22 protein-coding genes are annotated in these 25,751 nt (G+C 55.6%); 19 read left to right on the top strand and 3 right to left on the bottom strand.

The window, feature by feature from the left end; all coding sequences use genetic code 11:
* Positions 1-10: 10 nt before the first annotated feature.
* The 19 genes from GP473_RS04635 to secG all read left to right on the top strand — a co-directional run bounded on the left by GP473_RS04635 (position 11) and on the right by secG (position 22,202).
* Positions 11-2,083: a primosomal protein N' gene (locus GP473_RS04635; RefSeq protein WP_343061348.1), complete on the top strand. Its 2,073-nt coding sequence runs from the start codon at positions 11-13 to the stop codon at positions 2,081-2,083.
* 10 nt (positions 2,084-2,093) lie between these two features.
* Positions 2,094-2,600, top strand: coding sequence for a peptide deformylase (gene def, locus GP473_RS04630; protein WP_185769791.1), 507 nt, complete (start codon positions 2,094-2,096; stop codon positions 2,598-2,600).
* Positions 2,601-2,605: 5 nt separating this feature from the next.
* Entirely contained in the window at positions 2,606-3,595 is a 990-nt protein-coding gene (gene fmt / locus GP473_RS04625) for a methionyl-tRNA formyltransferase (protein WP_185770675.1), read from the top strand.
* A 6-nt stretch (positions 3,596-3,601) separates the two neighbouring features.
* Positions 3,602-5,236 carry an RsmB/NOP family class I SAM-dependent RNA methyltransferase gene (locus GP473_RS04620; RefSeq protein ID WP_186276621.1) on the top strand — a complete coding sequence of 545 codons (1,635 nt, stop codon included), beginning with the start codon at positions 3,602-3,604 and terminating at the stop codon, positions 5,234-5,236.
* A gap of 105 nt (positions 5,237-5,341) precedes the next feature.
* Complete coding sequence (rpe, locus tag GP473_RS04615) at positions 5,342-6,052, top strand: ribulose-phosphate 3-epimerase (RefSeq protein WP_186276620.1); 711 nt, start codon at positions 5,342-5,344, stop codon at positions 6,050-6,052.
* 8 nt (positions 6,053-6,060) lie between these two features.
* Positions 6,061-7,116 (top strand): bifunctional diaminohydroxyphosphoribosylaminopyrimidine deaminase/5-amino-6-(5-phosphoribosylamino)uracil reductase RibD, encoded by a 1,056-nt coding sequence (ribD, locus tag GP473_RS04610; RefSeq protein ID WP_186276619.1) that lies wholly within the window; start codon positions 6,061-6,063, stop codon positions 7,114-7,116.
* Positions 7,117-7,155: 39 nt separating this feature from the next.
* Positions 7,156-7,761, top strand: a complete 606-nt coding sequence (locus GP473_RS04605; RefSeq protein ID WP_186276618.1) for a riboflavin synthase — start codon at positions 7,156-7,158, stop codon at positions 7,759-7,761.
* A 74-nt stretch (positions 7,762-7,835) separates the two neighbouring features.
* A complete protein-coding gene (locus GP473_RS04600; protein ID WP_186277274.1) occupies positions 7,836-9,074 on the top strand; it encodes a bifunctional 3,4-dihydroxy-2-butanone-4-phosphate synthase/GTP cyclohydrolase II in 1,239 nt (412 codons plus the stop codon).
* 60 nt (positions 9,075-9,134) lie between these two features.
* Complete coding sequence (gene ribH, locus GP473_RS04595; protein WP_186276617.1) at positions 9,135-9,614, top strand: 6,7-dimethyl-8-ribityllumazine synthase; 480 nt, start codon at positions 9,135-9,137, stop codon at positions 9,612-9,614.
* Positions 9,615-9,787: 173 nt separating this feature from the next.
* Positions 9,788-10,216 carry a PH domain-containing protein gene (locus GP473_RS04590; RefSeq protein ID WP_246394967.1) on the top strand — a complete coding sequence of 143 codons (429 nt, stop codon included), beginning with the start codon at positions 9,788-9,790 and terminating at the stop codon, positions 10,214-10,216.
* A gap of 41 nt (positions 10,217-10,257) precedes the next feature.
* The gene (gene uvrC / locus GP473_RS04585; protein WP_186276616.1) at positions 10,258-12,321 is read left to right on the top strand and encodes an excinuclease ABC subunit UvrC; all 2,064 of its coding nucleotides are present in this window, start codon (positions 10,258-10,260) and stop codon (positions 12,319-12,321) included.
* Between the two features lie 10 nt (positions 12,322-12,331).
* Positions 12,332-13,219 carry an RNase adapter RapZ gene (rapZ, locus tag GP473_RS04580; protein ID WP_185769784.1) on the top strand — a complete coding sequence of 296 codons (888 nt, stop codon included), beginning with the start codon at positions 12,332-12,334 and terminating at the stop codon, positions 13,217-13,219.
* Between the two features lie 2 nt (positions 13,220-13,221).
* Positions 13,222-14,253 carry a gluconeogenesis factor YvcK family protein gene (locus GP473_RS04575; RefSeq protein ID WP_185769783.1) on the top strand — a complete coding sequence of 344 codons (1,032 nt, stop codon included), beginning with the start codon at positions 13,222-13,224 and terminating at the stop codon, positions 14,251-14,253.
* Between the two features lie 108 nt (positions 14,254-14,361).
* Complete coding sequence (gene whiA, locus GP473_RS04570) at positions 14,362-15,348, top strand: DNA-binding protein WhiA (RefSeq protein WP_185769782.1); 987 nt, start codon at positions 14,362-14,364, stop codon at positions 15,346-15,348.
* A 161-nt stretch (positions 15,349-15,509) separates the two neighbouring features.
* Positions 15,510-16,517 carry a type I glyceraldehyde-3-phosphate dehydrogenase gene (gap, locus tag GP473_RS04565; RefSeq protein ID WP_186277214.1) on the top strand — a complete coding sequence of 336 codons (1,008 nt, stop codon included), beginning with the start codon at positions 15,510-15,512 and terminating at the stop codon, positions 16,515-16,517.
* A gap of 164 nt (positions 16,518-16,681) precedes the next feature.
* Entirely contained in the window at positions 16,682-17,893 is a 1,212-nt protein-coding gene (locus GP473_RS04560; protein ID WP_185769780.1) for a phosphoglycerate kinase, read from the top strand.
* A gap of 57 nt (positions 17,894-17,950) precedes the next feature.
* Positions 17,951-18,736: a triose-phosphate isomerase gene (tpiA, locus tag GP473_RS04555; protein WP_185769779.1), complete on the top strand. Its 786-nt coding sequence runs from the start codon at positions 17,951-17,953 to the stop codon at positions 18,734-18,736.
* A 210-nt stretch (positions 18,737-18,946) separates the two neighbouring features.
* Complete coding sequence (gene ppc, locus GP473_RS04550; protein WP_185769778.1) at positions 18,947-21,796, top strand: phosphoenolpyruvate carboxylase; 2,850 nt, start codon at positions 18,947-18,949, stop codon at positions 21,794-21,796.
* A 181-nt stretch (positions 21,797-21,977) separates the two neighbouring features.
* Entirely contained in the window at positions 21,978-22,202 is a 225-nt protein-coding gene (gene secG / locus GP473_RS04545; RefSeq protein ID WP_185769777.1) for a preprotein translocase subunit SecG, read from the top strand.
* Between the two features lie 102 nt (positions 22,203-22,304).
* On the opposite strand, the gene pgl is transcribed toward secG, so the two are convergent.
* From pgl to zwf, 3 genes are read right to left on the bottom strand one after another with little or no spacing between them, the layout of a single operon-like run.
* Entirely contained in the window at positions 22,305-23,111 is an 807-nt protein-coding gene (gene pgl / locus GP473_RS04540) for a 6-phosphogluconolactonase (RefSeq protein WP_185769776.1), read from the bottom strand.
* Between the two features lie 10 nt (positions 23,112-23,121).
* Positions 23,122-24,183, bottom strand: a complete 1,062-nt coding sequence (locus GP473_RS04535) for a glucose-6-phosphate dehydrogenase assembly protein OpcA (RefSeq protein ID WP_185769775.1) — start codon at positions 24,181-24,183, stop codon at positions 23,122-23,124.
* 22 nt (positions 24,184-24,205) lie between these two features.
* Positions 24,206-25,750: a glucose-6-phosphate dehydrogenase gene (gene zwf, locus GP473_RS04530; RefSeq protein WP_185769774.1), complete on the bottom strand. Its 1,545-nt coding sequence runs from the start codon at positions 25,748-25,750 to the stop codon at positions 24,206-24,208.
* Between the last annotated feature and the right edge of the window lies 1 nt (position 25,751).

Genomic DNA, 25,751 nt, shown 5'->3' with positions numbered 1-25,751 from the left:
CGTGAGCTCTGTGACTGAGATCAAGCAACCCATCGCCCGCGTTATCCCGTTGCTGGGGATGCCGCACCTCGATAGGTTGTTTGATTACACTGTCCCCCCACAGTGCGATAGCACTGCTCAACCCGGTGTCCGTGTACGGGTGCGGTTCGCCGGTCGCTTGGTTGATGCGCTCATTATCGAACGCCGACGCACATCGGATCACGGGGGGAGCTTGAGGCCGCTTGAGAGAGTGATCAGTCCGATTGTTGTCTGTCCGCCTCACATGTGGAGATTAGTCACCACGTTAGCTCGCCGATATGCGGGCAACCGCTCCGATATTCTCCGCACGGCGCTACCTCCGCGGCATGCATCGGCTGAAAAAGCTGGTCTTTTTGGCGGAGGGAAGGCCTGGGAAAACCTCTACGGCAGCCTCGTGTCCAAGGAGGAGCTGGCAGAAGCAGCATACTTTGATGCCACATCAGTGCTGGAGAATTATTCTTACGGCACGGGCTTCTTATCTGCTGTGTTGGAGGGTAAAGCAGTACGCGCCAGCTGGATAAGTTTGCCTGGCTCCGAACCTCACTACGATGCGGCCGCGCTTGCAGCCGCAACGATGTGGAATGGTGGAGATAGTGGCGTTCTCATCCTCGCACCTAATCATAAAGAGGTTGAGCGGGTGTCTCATCATTTGCGTCGCTGGGTTTCGGGGGCACAAATCACTCAGCTCACGGCCCAAGAAAGCCCCGCGGTACGTTACCGACGTTTTCTCTCAATAGTGGAGGGTCAGGCACGCTTGGTTGTCGGCACCAGGTCCGCCGTCTTGGCTCCAGTGAAGAACCTGAGGCTGATCGTGGTCTTAGGGGAAGCCGATGATAACCTCGTTGACCCGCGCGCACCCTATATCAATGCCCGAGACGTGGCCAAGCTTCGCTCAGAGCAGGAAAATACCGCTTTTGTCACCATCGGCGTTCACCGCTGTGCTGAGGTTCAACAGTGGATTGCCGATGGCAGTGTGCACTCTATTACCTCCCCACGCAACACGGTGATGGACATGTTGCCGATCATCCGCGCTCTCGGGGAAACCGATCTTCAGCGGGAGCGTGAAGCATATAGTCGTGGTGCGCGAATACCAGCCCTTGCTTTTACGGCGATCCGCACTGCTCTAGATAGGCAGCGTCCCGTCTTGGTTCAGGTTCCGCGGCGGGGATACGCGCCCGCATTGGCTTGTTCTTCCTGCCGTTCACCTGCACGCTGCCGTTACTGCAATGGCCCGCTAGAACTTCCCCATTCTGCAGAAGCGGCGGCTCCCCGATGCCGGTGGTGTGGCGCTACAGCAGGTCTGTTCACTTGCACAACGTGCGGTAATCATTCGGTACGCATGTCTGTCGTAGGGCAGGACAGAACTGCAGAAGAACTTGGCAAGGCCTTCAACGGAGTACCCATTATTGCTTCTGGCGGCAATCATGTTCGGGAAAGCATCCCTCAGAAAGCAGCTATTATCGTGGCGACCCCCGGCGCTGAACCTCTCGTCGAGGCGGATGATGCGCTGTCACCGATGGGGCACTATGGCGCCGCTGTGCTACTCGATCTGTGGATCCTGTTGGGCAGAGAGGACTTACGCGCCCAGGAAAACGCGGTGCGGCAATGGATGCGCGCTGCCTCCCTCGTTTGTCCACATTCAGAAGGCGGGGTGGTGGTGTTGACCGCCGATGCGTCGCTCACTCCTGTCCAACAGGTCATACGCTGGGATCCGGTTGCTGCTGCGCAGGCAGAGTTGGCGTCGCGAACACAAGCGCATTTCCCGCCGGCGGCGTCGGTGGCCGCCATCGATGGAACCCAGGAATCGATTGCACAGCTCATGGAGTACTGGGAGGTGCCCGCAGGGGCTGAGCTGCTCGGCCCGGTTGAACTGCCAGCCGGGGTCCGCCTCCCAGCCGGTTTAGACAGACCAGATGCTCACTTGGCTCGGCGCATGATCGTACGGGTACATCACAGCCTCGCAGAGGAGCTAGGAGGCAGTCTTAAGCAGGCACAAGCCATTCGTGCTACGAGTAAACTCGCTGGACCACTACGCATAGTCATGGATCCAGTTCGCATCGGCTAATCTGGTCGACATGACTGAGCTTTCCATGCGCTATTTCGGAGATCCTGTACTACGCACCGTCTCCGACTCGATCCCGGAGGAAAAAATTGGTGATGCATCCCTTCGTGCTCTCATCGCCGATATGTTAGAGACGATGGAAGCATATGGGGGTGTAGGCCTGGCTGCTAATCAGGTAGGAGTGACCAAGCGCGTCTTTGTATATGATTGCGATGGCGACCGGGGACACATCATCAACCCAGAGTGGGAAGCTATAGGGGATGAAACGCAAACAGGTGAGGAGGGATGTCTATCCATACCCGGAGTCGGTGGGGAAGTGACTAGGGCAGAAACGGTCCGGCTCACTGGCGTGAGCATCGACGGCACACGTGTCGATCGTACAGTTAGCGGCCTCATGGCTCGGTGCGTGCAGCACGAAACTGACCACCTCAATGGGGTGCTCTTCCTTACACATCTGTCTTCGCAGGAGCGCAAAGAGGCAATGAGGATAATTCGCAACTCAGAATGGTTCAATAAATGACGCGGATGAAGATTATTTTTGCTGGAACTCCAGAACCAGCTGCGGTTGCCCTCGAACACCTTCTCACAGACCAACGCATCGAGGTTGCCGCGGTGATCACTCAGCCCGATGCCAAGCGAGGCCGTGGCCGAACATTACAGCCCAGCAAAGTCGCTGACGTGGCTGAAAACCATGGCATACCGGTATATAAATGGCCGGGGTTAAAATCTGATACTGAATCAGGGAGGCAGGCCCGGGAAGTGCTCGCCCAACTGGCTGCCAGGGGAGTGACTGCCGCTGCCGTGGTGGCCTACGGTAATCTCATTCCAGCAGACTTACTCCACATTTTTACACATGGCTGGATCAATCTGCACTTTTCTGTGCTTCCGCGATGGCGGGGAGCTGCACCTGTCCAAGCCGCTATCGCTGCTGGCGATGACACCTCGGGCGCTAGCGTATTCCGCATCGAAGAGGGCATGGATACAGGACCTGTCATTGACTCGTTCGTTGAGCCGATCGGGCTCGACGATACTGCCGATGATGTGCTCACCCGACTCACATATGCCGGTCGAGAACTGCTGGCAGACGCGTTAGTAAAACTCGACGCAGGCACCGCGACATTCACAGTTCAACAACAGGACAGCGCCACCCACGCCCCTAAGATCACTACGAAGGATGCCCACATTGACTGGACACAACCCTGTGCAGTAATTCAACGCGTCGCCCGTGCACACACACCGGCCCCGGGAGCATGGACGCTGCTGGGTGATCAGCGATACAAGATTGGCATGATGGCCTTCACCAACGCCACAGCCTCAGCCCAACCTGGAGAGCTTGTTGTACAGGATGGCGCCTTATTGGTGGGTACTGGCGATGGACAAGTTTTGGAAATCCGTCGAATTCAATCTCCAGGTAAGAAGATGATGGATGCTACCGACTGGTTGCGCGGGAACCAACAGTTGCTGCAACAATCTCCACAATTCTCCTCCCCCCAACCCTCAACTCAGGAGGCATAACAAGCCATGGGTTTTCGCTCTCGATCCGAATCCGCCCGCCAAGGTCAAGCCCGTGAGAATACGGGACGTCGGGTGGGGCAGCACAGCAACACGGCGTCGGGCAATAAAAATACTCACCGGGGGCGTCAGAGTGCGAGCCAGCGTTCAACAGGATATCAACAACGCCGCCCAACAGAGAGGCAGAAAAAGTTCCGCGCTCACGGCAGTGGCGATAAAGCCCGCGATGTGGCGCTGGCGGTACTCCGCGAGGTCACCGAGAATGATGCCTTCGCAAACCTGGTCTTGCCAACTCACATTAAACAAGCGGGCCTCAAAGGTCGGGATGCCGCTTTTTGCACGGAAATTACCTATGGTTGTCTCCGAGCGACGGGGCTCATAGATGCGATCATTAGCAAGGCTGCTGGCCGGCCGGTGGAAAAAATCGATTCTATGGTTCTCGATATCCTGCGGCTTGGTGCTTACCAGATCCTACGAACGAGAGTTGATGATCATGCCGCGGTGAATACATCGGTGGAGCTAGCGAAAGCTCACGGAGCCGGGCAGGCGAGCGGGTTCGTCAATGGTGTGTTACGGACAATCACTCGCTCCACTCCGCAACAATGGGCGGAGACCGTGGCAGGAGGTGACAACATGGCTCACATCGCTCTACGAAATGCGCATCCCGCATGGATCGCCCGCGCTTTTAACGACTCTCTGTCCTATGCTAGCCGCGCCGAGACCACTAACCAGGCCGGAGACGATGGTGCGACCCCTGCCGGCGGTGACGTCATCCACGACGAGCTGTCCGCATGTTTAGCAGCCGATGATGCGCGCCCCATTGTTCACCTCGCTGCGCGTCCCGGGCAGATCAGTGCGGAAGAACTAGCACTGGTCACCGGGGGAGAAGAGGGAAAACTATCTCCCTACTGTGTGTATCTCGAGGACGGATCACCCGGAGATCTTGACGCGGTACGTGAGGGTATGGCTAGCGTTCAGGATGAAGGCTCTCAGCTCATCGCGCTGAGTCTCGTCAACACACCATTGCACAGGGAGGATTCTGGCCGGTGGTTAGATCTCTGTGCTGGTCCCGGAGGAAAAACCGCTTTCATTGCTTCCTGGGCGCTGGGAGAAAATGCGCGCGTCGATGCCGTAGAACTAGCAGAGCATCGTGCTCGGCTCGTGGAGAATACCACGCGGAATTTGCCAGTCAGCGTGCACGTCGGGGATGGCCGCGCGCCCCGCAGCATCCCTGGCCTCGACGTTCCTGCAGAGGGCTATGACCGCGTTCTCGTCGATGCTCCTTGTTCGGGTTTGGGCGCGTTGCGTCGTCGCCCAGAAGCCCGCTGGCGCAAAACAGCCGCTGATGTGGCGCCCTTGTCCGCACTGCAAAAAGAACTCCTGCGTTCTGCCGTCGACATCACGGCTCAGGGTGGTATCGTCATCTACTCCACGTGTTCACCACATCTCAGCGAGACTGTCGACGTCGTACGTTCCATCTCAGCACAAACGGGTGCTGAGATAGTTGATCTCAGCACAAACTTTCCGCACCTGAAGCATAACGATGCAGCACCGTTCATTCAGTTATGGCCACATCGCCACGGAACCGACGCGATGTTTATCGCTGGATTGAGACCAGCACGACATTCATCAGTCTCTCGGTAAAATTCCCTGTGCTCTCCGAGACAAGCCACGCAAGCCGTAGGTAGTGCACATCGGTGGATATGGAGCGGTTCGGTTCACGTCACTGCGCCGGGTAAAGTCAAAGACATGATTGACGCATCGGCACCTAATGCCACGACTGAGCGAACCCCTCTGATCGCCCCTTCCATTCTCGCTGCAGACTTTAGTCATCTCGCCGATGACGTGGCGAAAGTCCCCAATGCGGACTGGCTCCATATCGATGTGATGGACGGGCACTTCGTGCCTAATCTTTCTTTTGGTTTGCCAGTTGCCACGTCGTTGATCCCCCACACTTCCACGCATCTCGATGTGCATCTTATGATTGAAGATCCCGAGCGCTGGGCGCCAGACTACGCCGCGGATTTTCACTCGGTTACCTTCCATTTAGAGGCTGTACGAGACATCGATGCCGCCGTTGTCCTGGCGGAAAAACTCCGCGGGCAAGGCACCCTTGCCGGCATCTCTATTAAGCCTCACACTCCGGTTGAACCGCTGCTCGACCATTTGGATAAGTTTGATCTCGTCCTCGTGATGTCGGTAGAGCCCGGGTTCGGTGGTCAGGCATTCATGCCTGAAGTACTCGACAAAGTTCGTATCTTGCGGCAATGCATCGATAGCGATGGTTTGGGTACCCTTATTGAAATCGACGGTGGGATCGGTCCAGAGACTGCTGAGGAATCTGCTGCGGCAGGCGTGGACGTCTATGTCGCTGGTTCCAGCGTATTCGGGCACGATAATCCAGCTAAGCGAGTCGATATGATCCGCGCAGCAGCTGTACGGGGCGCTGCGAGAAATTGATGAGCGCCATGGCTGATCTACTGATGTTTTCTGAAGCCAATGCATTGGGGCATAGCGTTGCGGGCTCCACCTCCCCGAATCCACCGGTCGGTTGCGTACTTTATGACTCGACGGGGCAGAGGGTCATTGGCCGCGGTGCCACTGAGCCTGCAGGAGGGGCACACGCAGAGGTGGTGGCAATTCGCGATGCGTTACACAATGGAGAATCTACTGTAGACGCCCGGGCTGTAGTTACTCTGGAGCCGTGCAATCACACTGGTCGTACAGGTCCATGTTCACAGGCACTCATTGATGCGGGTATTACTCGGGTGGATTTTCTCTTTTCCGATCCGAATCCTGTCGCGGTCGGGGGTGCGGATCATCTGCGCGAACATGGCATTGACGTGCACGGACCGTATCTTCCCCTCCCATACTGCGATGAAACACGAAGCTCCTTTCAATGGTTACCACAATTCTCGGTGGAGCCATGGCTGGTGTCCACAGTGATGAAACGCCCACACGTTACTCTAAAACTCGCCAGCACCATCGATGGCTTTGTCGCTGCCAGTGACAACACCAGCAAATGGATCACGAGTGAGCAGGCACGCCGGGTCGTGCACGAGGATCGCCGGCACCGCGATGCCATTATCGTCGGCACCGGTACGGTTAAAGCAGATAATCCCCGGCTTACCGCCCGCGGGGAGGACGGAACGCCTTATCCCCAGCAGCCATTGCGTGTCATCATGGGTCAGCGTTCTATTCCGGAGGATTCCCACATTTACGATGCACCTGGGCGAGCATTGCACATCCGTTCACATGACGTGAAGGAAGTACTCGCAGACCTGAGGAGCCGTGGGATCGTCGACGTATTGGTTGAAGGGGGACCGCGTTTAACCGGTGCCTTCCTCAAGGCTGGTATTGCAGATGCCATCCAGCTCTACCAAGCGCCTGCCTTTCTTCTTGCCGGATACCGCAACGTGGAATGCGACGCGAACCTCGCCAGTACATTGGACGACATACAACGTTTCACGCCGCGCAGTGTCTCAACCCTTGGTTCGGATATTTTGTTGAGCCTCAGCCATTAGTGGCCGACACATGACCTTACAGAAAGGATGATGTTCTCCGTGTTCACAGGCATCGTGGAAACAGTAGGCACGTTGGAATCTATTGATCGTGGTCACGATTGTCTCCGACTGCGGATTACCGCCCCAGAAATCATGACAGACGTCGCTCACGGTGATTCGATCGCCGTTAATGGGGTCTGTCTTACTGTCACTGATTTCGATAGGGAAGGATTCATTGCGGATGTCATGCAGGTCACGTTGGACTACACCACCCTCGGCGGCTTAACGAAAGGTAGTCGAGTGAACCTCGAGCGCGCTATGGTTTCCGGTGCTCGCTACGGCGGACACATTGTGCAGGGACATGTAGACGGAACCGCAACACTGATGAGCCGTACCCCCAGCGAGAATTGGGAAGTTTTCCGCTTTCGCCTCAACGATGCCACGCTGGGAAAATATGTGGCGAAAAAGGGGTCGGTGGCTCTCAACGGCACTTCTTTAACCGTCGCTGAGGTCTCCGACGCGGTATCCGGACAGGAGTCGTGGTTCGAGGTCTCGCTCATTCCCACCACGCTCAAGGACACCATGCTGGGGGACGTGGGCGTCGGAGACACAGTCAATGTGGAATGTGACGTGCTGGCCAAGTACGTAGAGCGTTTGCACTCCTAGGCGGGGCATTCGCTTCTCGGAAACTCATGTGTATCAGTTACAGAAATATAAGATAGCTAGCTATGGACAACACCATGCGTGAGAATACGGCCGACGCAAGCCTCCTCGATGACGTTGACCGCGCAATAGAGGACATCAAAGAGGGCAAACTTGTCATCGTCGTCGACGACGAGGACCGTGAAAACGAGGGTGATTTTATCTTCGCCGCGGAATTAGCCACCCCCGAACTCGTCGCGTTTATGGTCAAGTACAGTTCGGGATATGTGTGCGTGGGTATGACGAACACCGATTGCGACCGACTCGGTCTACCGCCAATGGTCGCCCGTAATGAGGACGTGTGCAACACCGCCTACACGGTCACCGTGGATGCCGCAGAGGGCGTGACGACAGGTATTTCAGCAACGGATCGTTCCCACACCATCCGCCAGTTAGCCAATCCCCAATCTACCGCCGCATCATTTAACCGACCCGGTCATGTTGTTCCTCTTCGGGCACGTGATGGAGGCGTCCTCGTACGTAATGGCCACACTGAGGCCTCGGTAGATTTGGCGAAAGCCGCTGGTCTGTACCCTGCAGGCGTGTTGTGCGAAGTGGTGAGTGAGGAAAATCCTGCCGAGATGGCACGGCTACCCGAGCTACGCCGTTTTGCCGATAAACACGGCCTCTCTTTGATCTCTATTGAACAACTGATCGAGTGGCGTCGCGCCCACACTCCTGTGGTGGAACGCAGTGTGGAGACCCGTCTGCCCACTCGGGCTGGAACGTTCAGAGCGGTGGGATACACCAGCCTGGTAGACGGCATCGAACATATCGCTTTGGTAGCTGGTGATGTTCGCGATAAAGACGACGTTCCCGTCCGTGTCCATTCAGAATGCCTCACAGGCGATGTGTTCGGTTCTCTGCGCTGCGATTGTGGCGAACAATTGGCGGCGGCACAAACGCTTATCGCGCAACAAGGCTGCGGCGTACTCATCTACCTCCGCGGGCAAGAGGGCAGAGGAATTGGACTTGTACCCAAGCTACGCGCCTATGTCCTCCAGGACGAGGGACAAGACACGGTGGAAGCAAATGAGTCACAAGGGTTCCCGGCCGACATTCGGGAGTATTCAGCCGCTGCACAGATTATTGCTGATTTAGGTATCAAGTCTGTCGCATTGATCTCCAATAACCCGGATAAGAAAGATAAATTGAGCCGGTATGGCACGGTTATTTCCCGGCGTATTCCCGTAGAACTTCCCGCTAATCCGGATAACATCAACTATCTCCGCACAAAGCGCGACCGCATGGGGCATCAGCTCGATTCGCTCAGCTAATAAAGGTCAGTGGGGTAGTCAGCCGTAGACATTCAGCCAAAAATACTTAGGAGCAACACCATGTCCAACGAAGGGCTTCCACAAATTTCTATTCCCGCCGGAGCTGCGGATGGAATGCGTGTCGCCGTCATTAGCGCAACGTGGAATGAAGAGATCACCGATAAACTTCACGCTCGGTCTATCGCGATGGCTCGCTCCCTCGGGGCGGTAGTCAAGGATTGGCGAGTCCCCGGAGCACTGGAACTACCAGTCGTGGTGGCGGAAGCAGTGAAACACTTTGATGCTGTGGTAGCCAACGGATGTGTGATCGAGGGAGAGACGGAGCACTTTCGGGTTGTATGCGACGCCGTAACCTATGGCCTCACTCGTATTCCCATCGATTCTGGCGTTCCTGTTGGCAACGGGGTACTGACGGTGCAGAACAAGCAACAGGCACTTGACCGTTCGGGTGGGCAAGGGGCCTATGAAGACAAGGGCGCCGACGCAGCCCTGGCAGCAATTCACACAGCCGTACTGCTGCGTGACGTTGCCAACAGCTAGAACACGCATTTCACCTCTAGTTTTGTCCCGCCTCAATCGCGGGTACTCTATGTCACGTGAGCAACACGGAGATCGGACAGCACAACACAATGTCGCAGACGACTGGTGCAGCAGCGCACAGAGACACTAACAACATTGCCAACGCTACCCCGTCGCGGGACGCAGAATGGGAAATGGTTGTTACTTCCACTTTCTGGAAGAAAACAGCGTGGATTGGTGTGGCCGTGGTCATGCTTGTTCACATCTTCATGGCGATCGTGGTTGGTATTGGTGACACCGGCGTGACTATTCGACTGTCCGACAAACTGGGTTTCATAGGCATTGGCCTAATTTTTTCGCTCTTTTGTTTGCTTTTGCTTCGACCCCGAGTGCGCGTCAACTCGCATGGCGTGGAAGTGCGAAACATCATGAATGCTCAGTTTTATCCTTGGGAGATCATCCACGGACTGTCTTTTCCGAGCCAGGCTCGTACGGCTCGGTTAGAACTTCCCGACTTTGAATTTGTACCGATGCTCGCTATGCATATCCGTGATCGGGACACGATCGCACACACTGTGGAGGAATTCCGCCGACTGGAAGATATGTATATGCTAGAGGACTAAGCCACACAGCTCAGTAACCAACACAGGTCTATTTTTCGCCCATGGCACACACCGTTTCTTATCGCCCGGAACCTGGGAGAATCCCCACGGAACCGGGCGTCTACACATTCCGAGATGCCTCTGACCGCGTCATTTACGTCGGCAAGGCCAAGAATCTCCGCGCCCGCCTATCCAATTACTTCCAGGATCTGGATCAACTTCATCCTCGTACACGCGCAATGGTGGAATCAGCTAACCGTGTGGTGTGGACGGTCGTCAGCAGCGAGCTCGAGGCTCTCAATCTCGAATACACATGGATTAAGCGCTTTAACCCCCGCTTCAATGTGATGTATCGGGATGATAAGACCTACCCCATGCTCGCAGTCAGCGTGAAGGAGGACATTCCTCGCGCCTTCGTATATCGCGGTCCGCGTCGCAAAGGTATCCGCTATTTCGGCCCCTATCCTAAGGCATGGGCCATTCGCGATACCTTGGAGTCTTTAACGCGTGTATTTCCTATCCGCACGTGTACCAGTGGCGTTTACAGACGCCATGAGGCTCTGGAGCGGCCTTGTCTGCTCGGTTACATCGATCGCTGTTCTGCTCCTTGTGTGGGCGAGATTAGCCCTGAGGAACATCGTCGGCTTGTTGACCAATTTTCATCTTTCCTCGCAGGCAATACTGAGGGGGTACTGCGTCGGGTCAGGAAAGAGATGCATGAGGCGGCTGAGGATCTCGACTTTGAACGGGCGGCCACGCTGCGCGACCAGTTAAGTGCGATGAACAAGGCGATGGAAAAGCAGGCCGTGGTCTTTTCTGATTCGACCGACGCAGACGTCATCGCCGTCGTCGCCGATGAGCTGGAAGCTGCCGTGCAGGTATTTCATGTGCGCGGCGGGCGCATCCACGGTCAGCGTGGTTGGGTCGTAGAGCGGGAAGAGTCCGACGACGCCGCCCTCACTGCCCAATTCATCACCCAGTTTTATGGCGATGAGGCAGCATTGGCTCAGGCTACGGAGACTGCTGTCGCAGGAGCCTCCAGCTCCGGAGTAGACAGGGGTCTCGCCTCGGCCATCACCCCTGCTTCTGTGGCGGAACTCGGTGATTTGGTGGGGGACGTTCAAGTGACGCCCGTTCCACGCGAAGTGCTCGTGGAAAATGTTCCCCAAGATAAGACCCAACTGTCCCAGTGGCTCAGTACATTGCGCGGCTCCAAAGTTATCATTCGAAGACCTCTACGCGGTGATAAGAAAGCGCTCATGGACACCGCAAAGACCAACGCAAGTCAAGCACTGGCGCAGCATAAACTGAAACGCGCCAGTGATATCACTACGCGTTCTGCGGCTTTGAAAGAACTGCAGGAAGCGCTATGTATGGATGAGCCCCCGTTGCGCATCGAATGCACAGATATTTCCCATATCCAGGGAACAGACGTTGTAGCTAGCCTCGTCGTTTTTGAAGACGGGTTGCCGAAGAAGTCCGACTATCGTCGCTACAAGATACGCGACGCTGCTGGTGATGGCCACAGCAATGACGTGGCTTCCATCGCCGAGGTCGTACGCCGTCGTTTTAAACGCCACCTTGAAGACAAAACAGCGCTTCCTTTGGGCGATGACAGCGGAGAACGTCTGGAAGGCGAGGAAGAGCTAGAGGTGGCATCGGAAAAGAAGTTCGCCTACCCTCCAAACCTTTTCATCGTCGATGGCGGTCTACCGCAGGTCAATGCCGCACAGGAAGTCCTCGATGATTTGGGCATTAACGATGTCACGCTCATTGGCATTGCCAAACGCCTTGAAGAAATCTGGTTGCCTGGGGAACCCTATCCGGTGATACTCCCGCGCAACTCGGAGGCGCTCTATCTCACGCAGTATCTTCGCGACGAGGCCCATCGCTGTGCCATCACTTTCCACAGGCAGCAGCGCAGTGCCCGGATGAAGCGCTCAATTCTGGATGATATTCCCGGACTCGGTCCAAAAAGGCGCAAACAACTTGTCTCTAGCTTCGGCTCCGTGGCGAAAGTGAGGCAGGCGAGCGTGGAGGAGCTATCGAGGCTCCCTGGCTTCGGGCCTTCGCTAGCTCAGAAAATTTACGACACCCTCCACGTACGTCAGGCCCGAAACGACTAAACTCGGCCACATGAGCGCCCAGGTGAACCCAGAGAGTCCACGCATGCCGTCATTGATCCTCATCACCGGCATGTCCGGTGCCGGTCGACGCGCAACCTCTGCTGCGCTGGAGGAGCTCGGCTGGTACGTGGCGGAAAACCTTCCGCCGGAGTTGATTGTCCGCATGGCTGAGTTGAGTTTTCAGGAGGATTCGCCCATTGAGCGTTTGGCGATTGTCACCGATGTGCGTTCCCGTGATTTCGCAGGCAACCTCTCCGACGTGCTAGCCACCCTGAGCGAAACCGGCAAACGCCCCGTCGTCCTCTTTCTCGACGCTAAAGACTCCGCTCTCATCCGCCGCTATGACGCCGTGCGTCGTACTCACCCGTTGCAAGGAGACGGCACCCTCAAAGAGGGCATTGACCGCGAGAGGGCTATGCTCCACGACATTCGACAACGCGCCGACATCGTTTTGGACACCACGGATACAAGCGTGCACGATCTTCGTCGCACACTGGAACAGTATTTTTCAGGCATGGATCGCAAGCCCGTGCGCGTCAACATCAAGTCCTTCGGTTTCAAACACGGGGCGCCGCACGACGTTGATGTGCTCCTCGATGCGCGTTTTTTACCGAATCCCTACTGGGAACACAACCTTCGCGACTACCGGGGGACAGATCAACGCATAGCGGACTATGTTCTTAGCCAACCCGGAGCCATAGATTTCCTCAACGCAACGGAACGCATGCTGCGATGCATGCTCGATGGTTACCGCACCGAAGGTAAGAGTTATGTGTCCATTGCTGTGGGGTGCACAGGAGGACACCATCGCAGCGTGGCGGTAGTGGAGGAGTTGGCCAAACGCCTTGAGGGTGAGGGCGTGACCGTTCGTGTCACCCATCGTGACCTGGAGCGATAATCATGAGCGACAAGCAGACATCATCCACGCAACCGCGCGAGGATAAGCGCGCCATTCGCGTGACATCCCTCGGCGGGGGTCATGGTTTGTTTAACACGCTGCGGGCGGCACGGAAAGTGTCCGACTATGTGAGTGCAGTAGTAACTGTTGCAGATGATGGTGGTTCTTCCGGAAGGATGCGTCGAGAATTAGGTGAAGTACCACCCGGCGACTTGCGTATGGCTCTTGCCGCGCTGTCTCGCGACAATGAACGCGGGATGTTGTGGGAGAAGACCCTTCAACATCGTTTCGGCGGCAATGGTGCGCTCAAAGGACACGCGGTGGGGAACATATTGATCACCGGGTTATCTCAAGTGATGGGCAGTTTGACCGCGGCATTGGATGAGTTGGCTGCATTACTGGGAGTCAAAGGTAGGGTCATCCCCGTTTGCGACGAACCATTGGACCTAGAAGCCGAAGTCACAGGCTTGGAAGAGGACCCGCGCGAGGTTGTCGCCGTTCGTGGCCAAGTTGCTGTAGCAACAACGATTGGGCAGGTGCGCCGGGTGAAGATTTTCCCGCACAATCCCCAGCCGACACCCGAGGCTCTCGAAGCGATTGAGCACGCGGATCTCGTGACGTTAGGTCCGGGTAGCTGGTTTTCGAGCGTCATCCCCCACATCCTTATGCCGGCTGTTGTTGAGGCACTCAATAACTCATCAGCCCCGAAGGTATTGGTGATGAATCTTGTCGCCGAGCCGGGAGAAATGGCCGGTATGTCGATGGAACACCACATTCATATGGTCAACCAGCACGCGAAGGATCTTCTGATCGACGTGGTGGTGGTTGATCTCACCACAATGCAGGGAGCGTCCGAGCGGCGCCACTTCGAACGGGCGGCTTCCGCACTCGGAGCGCGTGTGATTTATCGTGATGTACGGGAAGATGATGGACGGGGGCGGTTTTCCGACCGCCATATGCCCGACAAGATGGCCACCGTTTTCCAAGAGATTCTGGATACGCCCATCGAGGATCTTCCCGCTCATCTCAGCTAGTATTGCGTTTCGCAATGGTATTGCCTTTATGCGCATGTAACAGTCTGTCGCCATGCGGGTACTACCAGATGAACTTAGGCAGCAGCTAAAGAAAGGACGTAGGGCACTGTGGCTCTGACTCAAGACGTGAAGGCCGAGCTGGCGCAGGTAAACGTCACCCGTTCTGACGTGATGACTGCGGAGGTAGCTAGTCTTCTGCGGTATTGCGCAGCGCTTCACCTAGTCGGTGGCCAGATTGTTGTTGAGGCCGAAGTTGATACGTCTGCGACTGCCCGCCGGATTGTGGGCTTCGTCGAGCAGCTGTTTAACCTTGAGGCTGAGATTCAGGTTATCGGTGCATCGAATTTGCGCCGAAATTCTCGCTACATCCTGCGCTGGTCCCAGGGGGGTACTGAACTCGCTCGCCGTACAGAGCTCATCGATCGTGCTGGTAGACCGGTTCGTGGTTTGCCCCGCTTCATTATCGGTGGCACGCGCGAGCAATGCGTCGCAGCATGGCGTGGAGCTTTTTTAGCTCATGGTTCTCTCACTGAACCAGGCCGTTCGTCCGCTCTTGAAGTAACCACCCCAAGCAATGAGGCAGCTTTAGCCCTGGTGGGCGCCGCCCGCCGTATTGACGTGGCGGCCAAGACGAAGGAAGCCAGGGGAGTTCATCGCGTGATTGTTCGTGATGGTGACTCAATTGACGCTTTGCTCACACTGATGGGCGCGCGGGACACCCGTGTGCGGTGGGAAAAACACCGGATGCAGCGTGAGGCCCGCTCGAAGGCCAACCGATTGGCAAACTTTGACGACGCCAATTTGCGCCGATCCGCTCGTGCTGCCGTAATCGCAGCTGCTCGCGTCGAACGCGCATTGGAACTACTGGGTGATGATGTGCCGCAACATCTCGCGCAGGCGGGGCATCTGCGCGTGCAGCATCGCCAGGCATCACTTGAGGAATTGGGGCAGTTGGCTGACCCCGCGATGACTAAAGACGCAGTGGCTGGACGAATCCGGCGGCTATTAACAATGGCCGACAAGCGGGCAGAGGAACTGGGAGTGCCGGATACTCATATCGCTGTCACTGACGAACTATTTCAGGATGTTGAATAGCTCATAAACTAACGCCATGTGGGTGTGAAAGCTCTGCACACATATCTACTCCTAGGTAGTCTCGAGGGTGTCACAGTGAGATGTTGGGTAGATCCGTTACGTAGACAGCGTGATGAGCTCCCGATGTCTCCTCAACGAATACAACCTTAGGAGACTGAAACGTGACAATTCGTGTTGGCATCAACGGCTTTGGCCGTATTGGTCGTAACTTCTTCCGTGCCGTGCAGGCAAACGGTGCGGACATTGAGATTGTCGGCATCAACGACCTGACCGACAACAAGACCCTGTCCACTCTCCTGAAGTATGACTCCGTTGTCGGTCGTCTCGACGCTGATGTTGAGTACGATGACGAGTCCATCACGGTCGACGGAAAGCGCATCGTCGTTTCTGCTGAGCGCGATCCACAGAACCTGAAGTGGGGCGAGCTGGGCGCCGACATCGTCATCGAGTCCACCGGTTTCTTTACCAACGCATACGCTGCGAAAGCTCACATTGATGCAGGAGCAAAGAAGGTCATCATCTCCGCACCTGCCAAGAACGAGGATGCCACCTTCGTCGTTGGCGTAAACCACGAGGACTACGATCCAGACAAGCACCACGTTATTTCCAATGCATCCTGCACCACGAACTGCCTGGCTCCAATGGCCAAGGTTTTGGACGAGGAATTCGGTATTGAGCGTGGTCTTATGACCACCGTCCACGCCTACACCGGCGACCAGCGCTTGCATGACGCTCCTCATAAGGATCTACGCCGTGCGCGCGCCGCTGCAGTGAATTTGGTTCCAACCTCTACCGGTGCGGCGAAAGCCGTATCTTTGGTTCTGCCACAGCTCAAGGGCAAGCTCGATGGTTACGCAGTCCGCGTTCCAGTGATCACCGGTTCCATGACAGACCTGACCTTCGAGGCAAAGAAACCGGTGACTGTCGAAGAAATCAACGCTGCGCTGAAGAAGGCAGCCGAAGGGCCACTGAAGGGTGTACTTAAGTACTCCAACGGCGATCCTTTGGTATCTACCGATATTGTGACCGATTCGCACTCTTCTATCTTTGACTCTGGTCTCACCAAGGTCATCGATAATCAGGTGAAGGTTGTTTCTTGGTATGACAACGAGTGGGGCTATTCCTGCCGTCTCGTAGACCTCACCTCCTATGTTGGTGAGCGCCTCTAATCACCCCTGATTAGGTATCGAGCCGGGTGCGACCGTGCAGGTCAACCCGGCTTTCGTCATGTCTGTCCACATGTTGTCTAGCTCTTCAATACACTGGGGTTGTCAATTGATACAACAACCGTGACGAGACGCGCGCTCATCGCACCAAGCAGTGAGGATTACCTATGGCTGTGAAGACTGTTCAAGACTTGATCAACGAAGGCGTCGAGGGGCGCCATGTACTAGTTCGTTCTGACCTCAACGTCCCTCTCAGCGACGGTAACATTACGGATCCGGGTCGTATCGAGGCATCTCTGCCTACCCTTCGTGCGCTTCTTGAAGCTGGCGCGCGTGTCATCGTCGCGGCTCACCTCGGGCGCCCCAAGGGGGAGCCAAATCCCAACTTCTCACTCGCTCCCGTTGCAGAGGCGCTGTCTGAACGTTTAGATATGTACGTACCATTGGCAGCTGATGTCACGGGAGAGGATGCGCATGAGCGTTCCAATGGTCTCAACGACGGTGACATCCTCTTGCTGGAAAACGTTCGCTTCGATCCTCGCGAGACGTCCAAAGATGACGCTGAACGGGAAGAATTCGCCGCGGAGCTTGCTGCTCTGACTGCCGATAATGGTGCTTTTGTCTCGGATGGCTTTGGCGTGGTTCACCGTGCCCAGGCTTCCGTTTATGATGTGGCAAAGAAACTGCCTCACTATGCCGGTGGCTTAGTGGAAACCGAGCTTGACGTGCTGAAAAAGGTCTCCGAAGACCCGGCTCAGCCATATGCTGTCGTTCTCGGTGGTTCCAAGGTCTCAGATAAGCTCGGCGTCATCGAGGCCCTTGCTCCAAAGGTGGACAAACTGATCATCGGCGGCGGCATGTGCTTCACTTTCCTGGCAGCCCAGGGGTATGAGGTCGGTGGTTCTTTGTTACAGGAGGACATGATTGACACCTGCAAGGATCTCTTAGAACGCTTCGGGGATGTCATCGCTCTGCCTACGGATGTTGTCGTGGCATCGGAATTCTCCAAGGATGCGGAGCATCGCACTGTGGATCTTAAGTCCATCCCCGCTGGCTGGATGGGTCTGGACATCGGACCCGAATCCGTGACTGCTTTCGCGGAAATTCTCGCCGGAGCAAAGACCATCTTCTGGAACGGGCCTATGGGTGTGTTCGAGTTCGAGAACTTCGCCGGTGGTACGAAGGGCGTCGCACAGGCCATTATCGACGCCACATCTCATGGTGCCTTCTCTGTTGTTGGTGGCGGCGATTCCGCAGCCGCAGTACGCACTCTGGGTCTGGATGAAGACGGATTCAGCCACATTTCTACCGGTGGTGGAGCATCGCTGGAATTCCTCGAGGGCAAGCAGCTCCCAGGTGTATCCGTCCTGGATGATTAAGAAGCAAAACCGTCTGGTGTAGAACGCACCATCAAGTGTGATTGTCGAGGAGAAAACATGGCAGCACGTACCCCATTGATCGCAGGCAACTGGAAGATGAACCTCAACCATAAGGAAGCAATTCACGTGGTTCAGAAGTTCGATTTCGCCTTGCCAAAGGACTATTACGACAGCGTAGACGTCGCATTTATTCCACCTTTTACGGACATCAGAAGCGTTCAAACTCTGGTGGACGCAGACAAAATGTTGATCACCTACGGTGCTCAAGATGTCTCCGTTCATGAGTCGGGGGCATACACGGGCGAGGTTTCTGCCTCCATGCTCGCAGCTTTAGGTTGCACGTGGGTTGTCGTTGGCCATTCGGAACGCAGGCAATACCATGCGGAAACCGACGCCATCGTCGCGGCCAAAGCACGAGCCACCTTGTCGGCGGGTATGAAGCCGATCGTATGCGTGGGTGAGCCTCTCGAGGTTCGTGAGGCTGGTGACCACGTCGAGTACGTCGTCAAGCAAACCCGAGCCTCATTGGAAGGTCTCACAGAAGAAGATCTCACGAACACTGTCATTGCCTACGAACCAGTCTGGGCAATTGGTACCGGAAAAGTCGCCTCCGCTGAAGACGCACAAGAGGTGTGCAAGGCAATCCGCGAGGTTATCGAGGACATGGCAAATGCAGAGATCGCAGATTCTCTGCGCATTTTGTACGGAGGATCAGTGAAGACTGATTCGGTAGCTGACATTGTGAGCCAACCCGATGTTGACGGTGGTCTGGTCGGCGGAGCCAGCCTCGATGGTAAAGATTTCGCCGGGTTGGTTGCCGCTGCCGCAAAGGCTGTGCAGTAGTTCGCGCTGTCCACTGACTCCACACGGTCTCATTCGTAGTCCTTGCCCCGGGAACCCCGCGTTTTCCAAGTCGGTTCCTGGGGTTTTTCCATACCTAGACACGCTGTTCATCTGTTCGACTCATTTCTTAGGCATAGTGGTAAGCACGAAGTGAAGTAGCGACACGGCTTGACGTGGTGTGACAACCAGGAAGGAGAGTGCATCCGAAATATGTCGAATAGCACGCAACGAGGTACCACCATCCCAGGAACCTCCATTCCCGTCATCCCAGAAAACTATCCTCAACCGCCAATTACGCCGTCAGTACGTGACGACATCCGCTATCTGGGCAAAATTTTGGGTGATGTCATTCGAGAACAAGAAGGAGAGCACATCTTCAACCTTGTCGAAAATGCGCGTACGACAGCCCTTGATCTTCGCTACGGTGAGTTGAGTGTTGATGAGTTGGCAGAGCAATTCCGCGAATTGGACACTGAAAAAGCCATTCCGATGATTCGCGCCTTTTCCCATTTCGCCTTACTCGCGAACCTGGCCGAAGATCTCCACGCTGAACGTCTGCGTGAACATGACGCTGATGCGGGGATGCCGGAGCCTCCGTCCACCCTTGACCACACGTGGAAGCGTTTTGCAGACGCAGGTATTCACAGCGACCAGGTTTCCCGCGTCATGGAAAGAGCCTATGTTGCCCCGGTACTCACAGCGCATCCCACAGAGACCCGACGTCGAACAGTATTTGACGTGCAATCGGAAATCACGGCACAAATGCGCGTACGTGCCAGCCTTCTCAATGCCCCCCATACAGCGCGGACTGAGCAGAAACTCGCCGCTATTGACCACATTATTCGCAGGCACATCACGGTGTTATGGCAAACCGCGCTGATTCGCAGTGTGCGACCCCGTATTGAGGATGAGATCAAAGTCGGCCTGCGCTACTACGGGATAAGCCTGCTCCATGAAATTCCTGCTCTCAACCGAACAGTGGCCGAAACGATCCGTGACATCTACGGATCAGAGGTTCCCGCCACTCCAGTAATCCGCCCGGGGTCATGGATCGGTGGTGATCACGACGGCAATCCATATGTCACCGGTCAGACCGTTGCCATGGCCACGTCTCAGGCGGCGGAGACCGTCTTTAAGCACTATCTCGATCTGTTGCAGGATCTGGAGCATGACCTTAGTCTCTCGACGAGTTTTGTCCAGGTCACTGCGGAACTCGAAGCCTTGGCGCTGCGTGGGCACAACGATGTTCCCTCGCGTGCTGATGAGCCTTATCGCCGAGCAATGCACGGAATTCGCGGTCGAGTAGCGGCCACCGCATACACGGCACTTGGTTATCCTGTGGTGGCCGGCAACGTGCACGAAGGTCATGAACCCTACGCGGTCGCTGAGGAACTGTTGAAGGATATTGATGTCGTCGACAAATCTTTGCGCCTCAGCCTCGACGATCTGCTAGCCGATCACACGCTCAGCGACCTCAAGTTCGCTGTTCGTAGTTTCGGTTTTCACATGAGTGGATTAGATCTGCGACAGAACTCAGAGTCCTATGAGAATGTTCTCACCGAGATCTTTGCTCATGCTGGCGTGACCGAGAACTATCGTGGTCTCGACGAAGACAGCAAAGTCACATTACTCATCGAAGAGTTATCACGCCCGCGTCCGCTCGTTGATCCCAACGCTTCATGGTCAGAAGAGACAGCGCGAGAACTGGATATCTATCATGCAGCGGCACACGCAGTGCGACGGTTTGGTCGCGAAGCAGTTCCGCACAATATCGTGTCAATGACCACGAGTGTGTCAGATATTTTGGAACCGATGATCCTCCTGAAAGAGGTTGGTCTTTTCCAGGCAGACAAGGATCACCCAACCGGGTCGGTAGATGTTATCCCACTGTTTGAGACAATTGACGACCTGCAGGCGGGAGCTACAATCATGCGCAAGTTGTGGAATGTTCCTTTTTATCGGAACTATCTCGCGCACCTCGATAACCAGCAGGAAATCATGCTGGGCTATTCGGATTCGAATAAAGATGGTGGGTACTTCGCAGCTAACTGGGCACTTTATGACGCCGAACTCGCGCTAGTGGCAGCTGCTCGGGATGCGGGGGTGTGCTTACGTTTATTCCACGGCCGAGGAGGTACGGTAGGCCGCGGTGGCGGCCCTTCTTACGATGCCATTTTGGCTCAACCAGCGGGCGCTGTGGAAGGATCGGTGCGTATTACAGAACAGGGGGAAATTATTTCGGCGAAATACGGTGACAGACCGAATGCTCGCCGGAATTTAGAGGCGTTAGTGTCCGCGACACTCGAGGCAAGTTTGCTACCTCCTGACTCTATTGAGAAACCTGAACGGGCGCATGAGACTATGCGTGAAATTAGTGCAATGTCTCGCAAAGTGTATGAATCGTTGATGCATGAGGATCCGGGTTTCATAGAGTATTTCACCAGTTCTACGCCCCTAGAAGAGATCGGTAGTCTGAATATTGGTTCGCGCCCTTCCTCCCGCAAACAGACCACAGCCATTAGCGACCTGCGTGCAATTCCTTGGGTATTGAGCTGGTCGCAGTCGCGTGCAATGCTGCCGGGTTGGTTTGGCGTGGGCAGTGCGTTCCATCAGTGGCTCCGCGAAGGTCAGTCCGTCGAGGGCGATGTTCAGCGTCGATTGGAATATCTACGCGCTTTACACGGTAGGTGGCCTTTTTTGGATTCCGTTTTATCGAACATGGCTCAGGTGATGTCCAAAGTGGACATGTCTTTGGCACAGCTGTATTCCACCCTGGTTCCTAACCAGGAAGATGCACGCCGAATCTTCGGCATTATTCGCGATGAGTACCAATTGACCATCGATATGTTTATGAAGATCACGGGTCGGCAGTCTTTGCTCGCAGACAATCCAGAACTCGTGACCTCTGTGCGTAACCGTTTCCCGTATCTCGTCCCCTTGAATTTGGCTCAGATTGAGCTGCTCAGGCGCTATCGTGCGGGCGATGATTCCCAATCAGTACGCATAGGAATTCAACTCACGATGAATGGCTTGGCTACGGCTTTGCGTAATTCTGGCTAGAGGGTGAGGTTGTTCCAACCAGGGCTGGAGGCCGAGGAGCAATGATTGATGAGCTTTCCCGCCAACTAGTCTGGGTGAGCGTGGCAGATTGCGCGCCATGACGCACGCAGGTAGATTGAGAACGTTGTCAGACGCTGACATTGCTAGATGTTCACACCATAATTCGAACAAAGGCAGGACATTGATCCTTACACTGCAGATCCTTCTGGTTCTCCTGAGCCTCATCTTGGGCCTGTCCGTGCTCCTTCACAAGGGTAAAGGTGGCGGCCTGTCCAGCCTATTTGGTGGTGGAATGCAGTCGAATCTTTCCGGTTCCACCGTGGCGGAGAAGAACCTCGATCGCCTCACTGTCGTCACCGCACTGCTGTGGCTCTTCGCGCTCATCGCGTTGAATCTCGTACTCTAAGTTGCCCCTGAGGCCTCGCGACGTGGAGGCCATAAGCCCCTCCCGCACTGCACGTTCCGCTGCATACAGCGCAGGGAAGGGGTAACACCCCGACTGTTGGTCTCAGTCTGTACCTGGGTCTGCCGCGTGATCGACCCATAGTATGGTGTGGTCTGCACCCTGAACCATACCCGCAGGCCAGTCTCCGGAACTGTCCCGATCGGCAGCGTGGACCGCTGCTTCTTTCTTCTCTTTGCCCGCGACGATCAGCCACACTCGCCGAGCTGTGGCAATAGCATCGAGTGTGAGTGTTACTCGCTCCGCCGGCGGCTTAGGGCATCCTCGTACGGATTGCACTAGCGCAGTGGGGGAGAGCAGCTCTGGGGTCTGGGGGAATAGTGAATTGACGTGACCTTCAGGCCCCATCCCGAGTAAATGAATATCAAATCCCTCAGGCGCTTCACGCCCAAGAACTCTGCAATAACTCTCCGCTGCCAAGTCTAAGTTCTCTCCATCGAAGGCTTCACCTGGCTGTGGTGCGGAAAAGGGAAAAACATTACTGCGGGGGATATCAATATGTCGAAGCAATGCATTGAACGCTTGAGTATCGTTGCGATCTGGGTTTCCGGTAGGCAAGAAACGTTCGTCACCAAAGAAAACCAACACCCTATTCCAGTCCACAGTGGTGATCGGGAAGTCCTCGGCACTCGTCTTAGCCGCATGATCAAGCAGGAGAATCTGCCGTAACGTCTCGATACCGACAGTGCCTCCAGTCAGCACCACGCGCACGACACCATCATCGTGCACAGTGTTTCCCGTACGCTGAAGAGCGGCAATCGTGTTCCAGAATTCGCGCGCCACAGCGCTAGCCACAGCCAGTTTATTGGGCAAAACACGGATTTCGGGCACAGAAGCAGTGTGTGAACTCATGCAGCCGATTCTAGCGTCGTGAGACCTGAACCTGTTGAGAATAATCTTGCTTGTCCAGTCCATCAAAGTAGTCGTTATTCACGCGCAGTGATCTATGAAACCGCCCACGTCGATCCGGACGGTTCACACGCACAAGACCGCGCAGCGCATGGCCAAAAGCGTGATCCGGATCGAGATGGCGCAGCTCTTCGGCAAGACAGTCTCCAACAGCTCTGCGTGTAAGGGTCACGTTGGAGTTCATGCTCTGGCTGTGGCTATCGATCCTCACATTGACCGTAGACGAGTTAACGACGGACACCTCTACATCGCCGATATCGCGTCTCAGCACCGCACGTTCAATGGGAAACGTCGCGTAGCCTTCATCGTCGAGTGGAATTCGGTCGCTATCTGTCGCATGCCGCGTCACTGGCACATCCAGCCGATCTGCGAGCCAGCCCGCTGCTATATCCAGCGAGGCGTCGTCAGCTGGCCCGTACACTTCTGCAGCTCGGATAGGCTCATGGGGAGGTTGATCGAGTGTCGACGCCAACAGTCCCCGCCACAGGGTGATCCTGCTCCACGTCAGGTCTGAATCACCGGGGGTGTAGGTCATTCTACGACGGTAGAGCGCGTCATTATCGGGATCATGAAAAGAGTCGGTGATGCGACGAGTTGCGAGCGCTCCGAGCGGATCCGTTGAAGGGTTTCGTGGCGCATCAGAGGGCCACCACACCACAACCGGTGTGTCTGGGAGCAGCAACGGAGTGACGACCGATGCGCGATGAGAGCTGAGGGTGCCAAACAGATGCATGACGATGATTTCAGAAGCTCCAGCGTCACCAGCGATCCGGATTTCGGCGTCGAGGCGTGTCTCTTCAGCATCTCGATGACTCACCATTACCACCACTCGGGCAGGGTGTTCACGCGAGGCCTCGTGCGTGGAGGCGATTACCCGATCCAGATTATCTGAATCATTAACCACCACAATAAAGGTCAATACACGACCGGTGGCGACTTCGCCTCGTTCCTCGCGCAGAGCGCGGAGACGTTTCACGATCTGAACGGTCTTCGTATTCGGAAGGTCGATAATCATAATGTATCCAGTGGTCGTTTACTTATGGCCGGCGCCAACTGCGACCTGAGCGGCGCAGCATGTCATCAGCCGCGCGGGGCCCCCAAGTACCTGCGGCATAATCGTCGGGTCGTCCGTGAAGCGACCAGTCTTCGAGAATCGGGTCGAGAATCCTCCACGACTGTTCAACTTCTTCATTTGTTGGAAATAGCGATGCCTCATCCAACAGAGCGTCGAGAATGAGGCGTTCATACGCTTCAGGAGATTCCTCTGTAAAAGCCTCGGAATAGGCGAAATCCATATTGACATCGCGCACTTCCATCGCAGAACCCGGTACCTTCGAGCCAAAACGCATGAGCACGCCTTCATCAGGTTGTACGCGGATGACCAGCATGTTATTGCCTTGTGCAGTGGTCGATCCCGGGCCGAAAGGCAGATATGGGGCTTCCTTGAATACCAGGGCAATTTCTGTAACACGGCGCCCCAACCGTTTTCCCGTACGCAGATAAAACGGTACGCTAGCCCAACGACGCGAAGAGATTTCGAATGTTGCAGCGGCAAAGGTCTCCGTGGTCGATTCAGGATCGAACCCTTCTTCTTGGCGCAACCCTACAACCTCTTCGGAACCTTGCCATCCGGATGTATATTGACCGCGGGCTGTCGTCTTGGTAAATGGACCAACTGGCCTGGTAGCGCGTAACACTTTGAGCTTTTCATTTTGCAACTCGGCGGGATTGAACGCGACAGGTTCTTCCATGGCAATCAGAGCCATGAGCTGCAATAGGTGGTTTTGCATCACGTCACGGGCTGCGCCGATGCCATCGTAATAGCCCGCGCGTCCACCGAGGCCAATATCCTCAGCCATGGTGATCTGTACATGGTCCACATAGTGGCTGTTGAACAGCGGATCGAATAGCTGGTTAGCGAAGCGTAGGGCGAGAATATTTTGCACCGTTTCCTTGCCCAGATAATGGTCGATACGGAACACGCTGGACTCGGGGAAAACACTATTGACGATGTGATTCAGCTCACGCGCCGATGCCTCATCATGACCGAATGGCTTCTCTATGACCACACGACGCCAACCATTTACTTTAGAGCCATCGGCAAGGCCTGATCGATCCAACTGGTGACACACATGAGAAAAGTGCTCCGGCGGGACGGACAAATAATAGGCCCAGTTACCTGCGGTTCCTCTGAGGTCATCAATCTTTTTAATCTGAGAGGCCAAATTGTCAAAAGCCACGTCTGTAACAAAATCACCCGTCACGAAGAAGATACCTTCAGCCAGCCGATCCCATACTTCCTGCCGCCAGGTTGTACGCGCGCGGTCTTGAACGGCTGACTTGACCTCCTCCTCGAACTCCTGTTTCGTCCAATTCCGGCGACCATAACCAACGAGACTGAAACCAGCAGGCAGAAGCCCGCGGTTAGCGAGGTCGTACACAGCAGGGAGTAACTTCTTGCGCGCCAAGTCACCAGTAACGCCAAAAATCACCAATCCACACGGGCCGGCGATACGAGGGAGGCGTTTATCGAAGTCGTCTCGCAGGGGGTTGTGCCACTGCTCTGGATCAGCATTGAACATG

The organism is Corynebacterium anserum (assembly GCF_014262665.1).
Classification (GTDB): domain Bacteria; phylum Actinomycetota; class Actinomycetes; order Mycobacteriales; family Mycobacteriaceae; genus Corynebacterium; species Corynebacterium anserum.
This window is presented reverse-complemented; position numbering and strand designations above follow the sequence as displayed.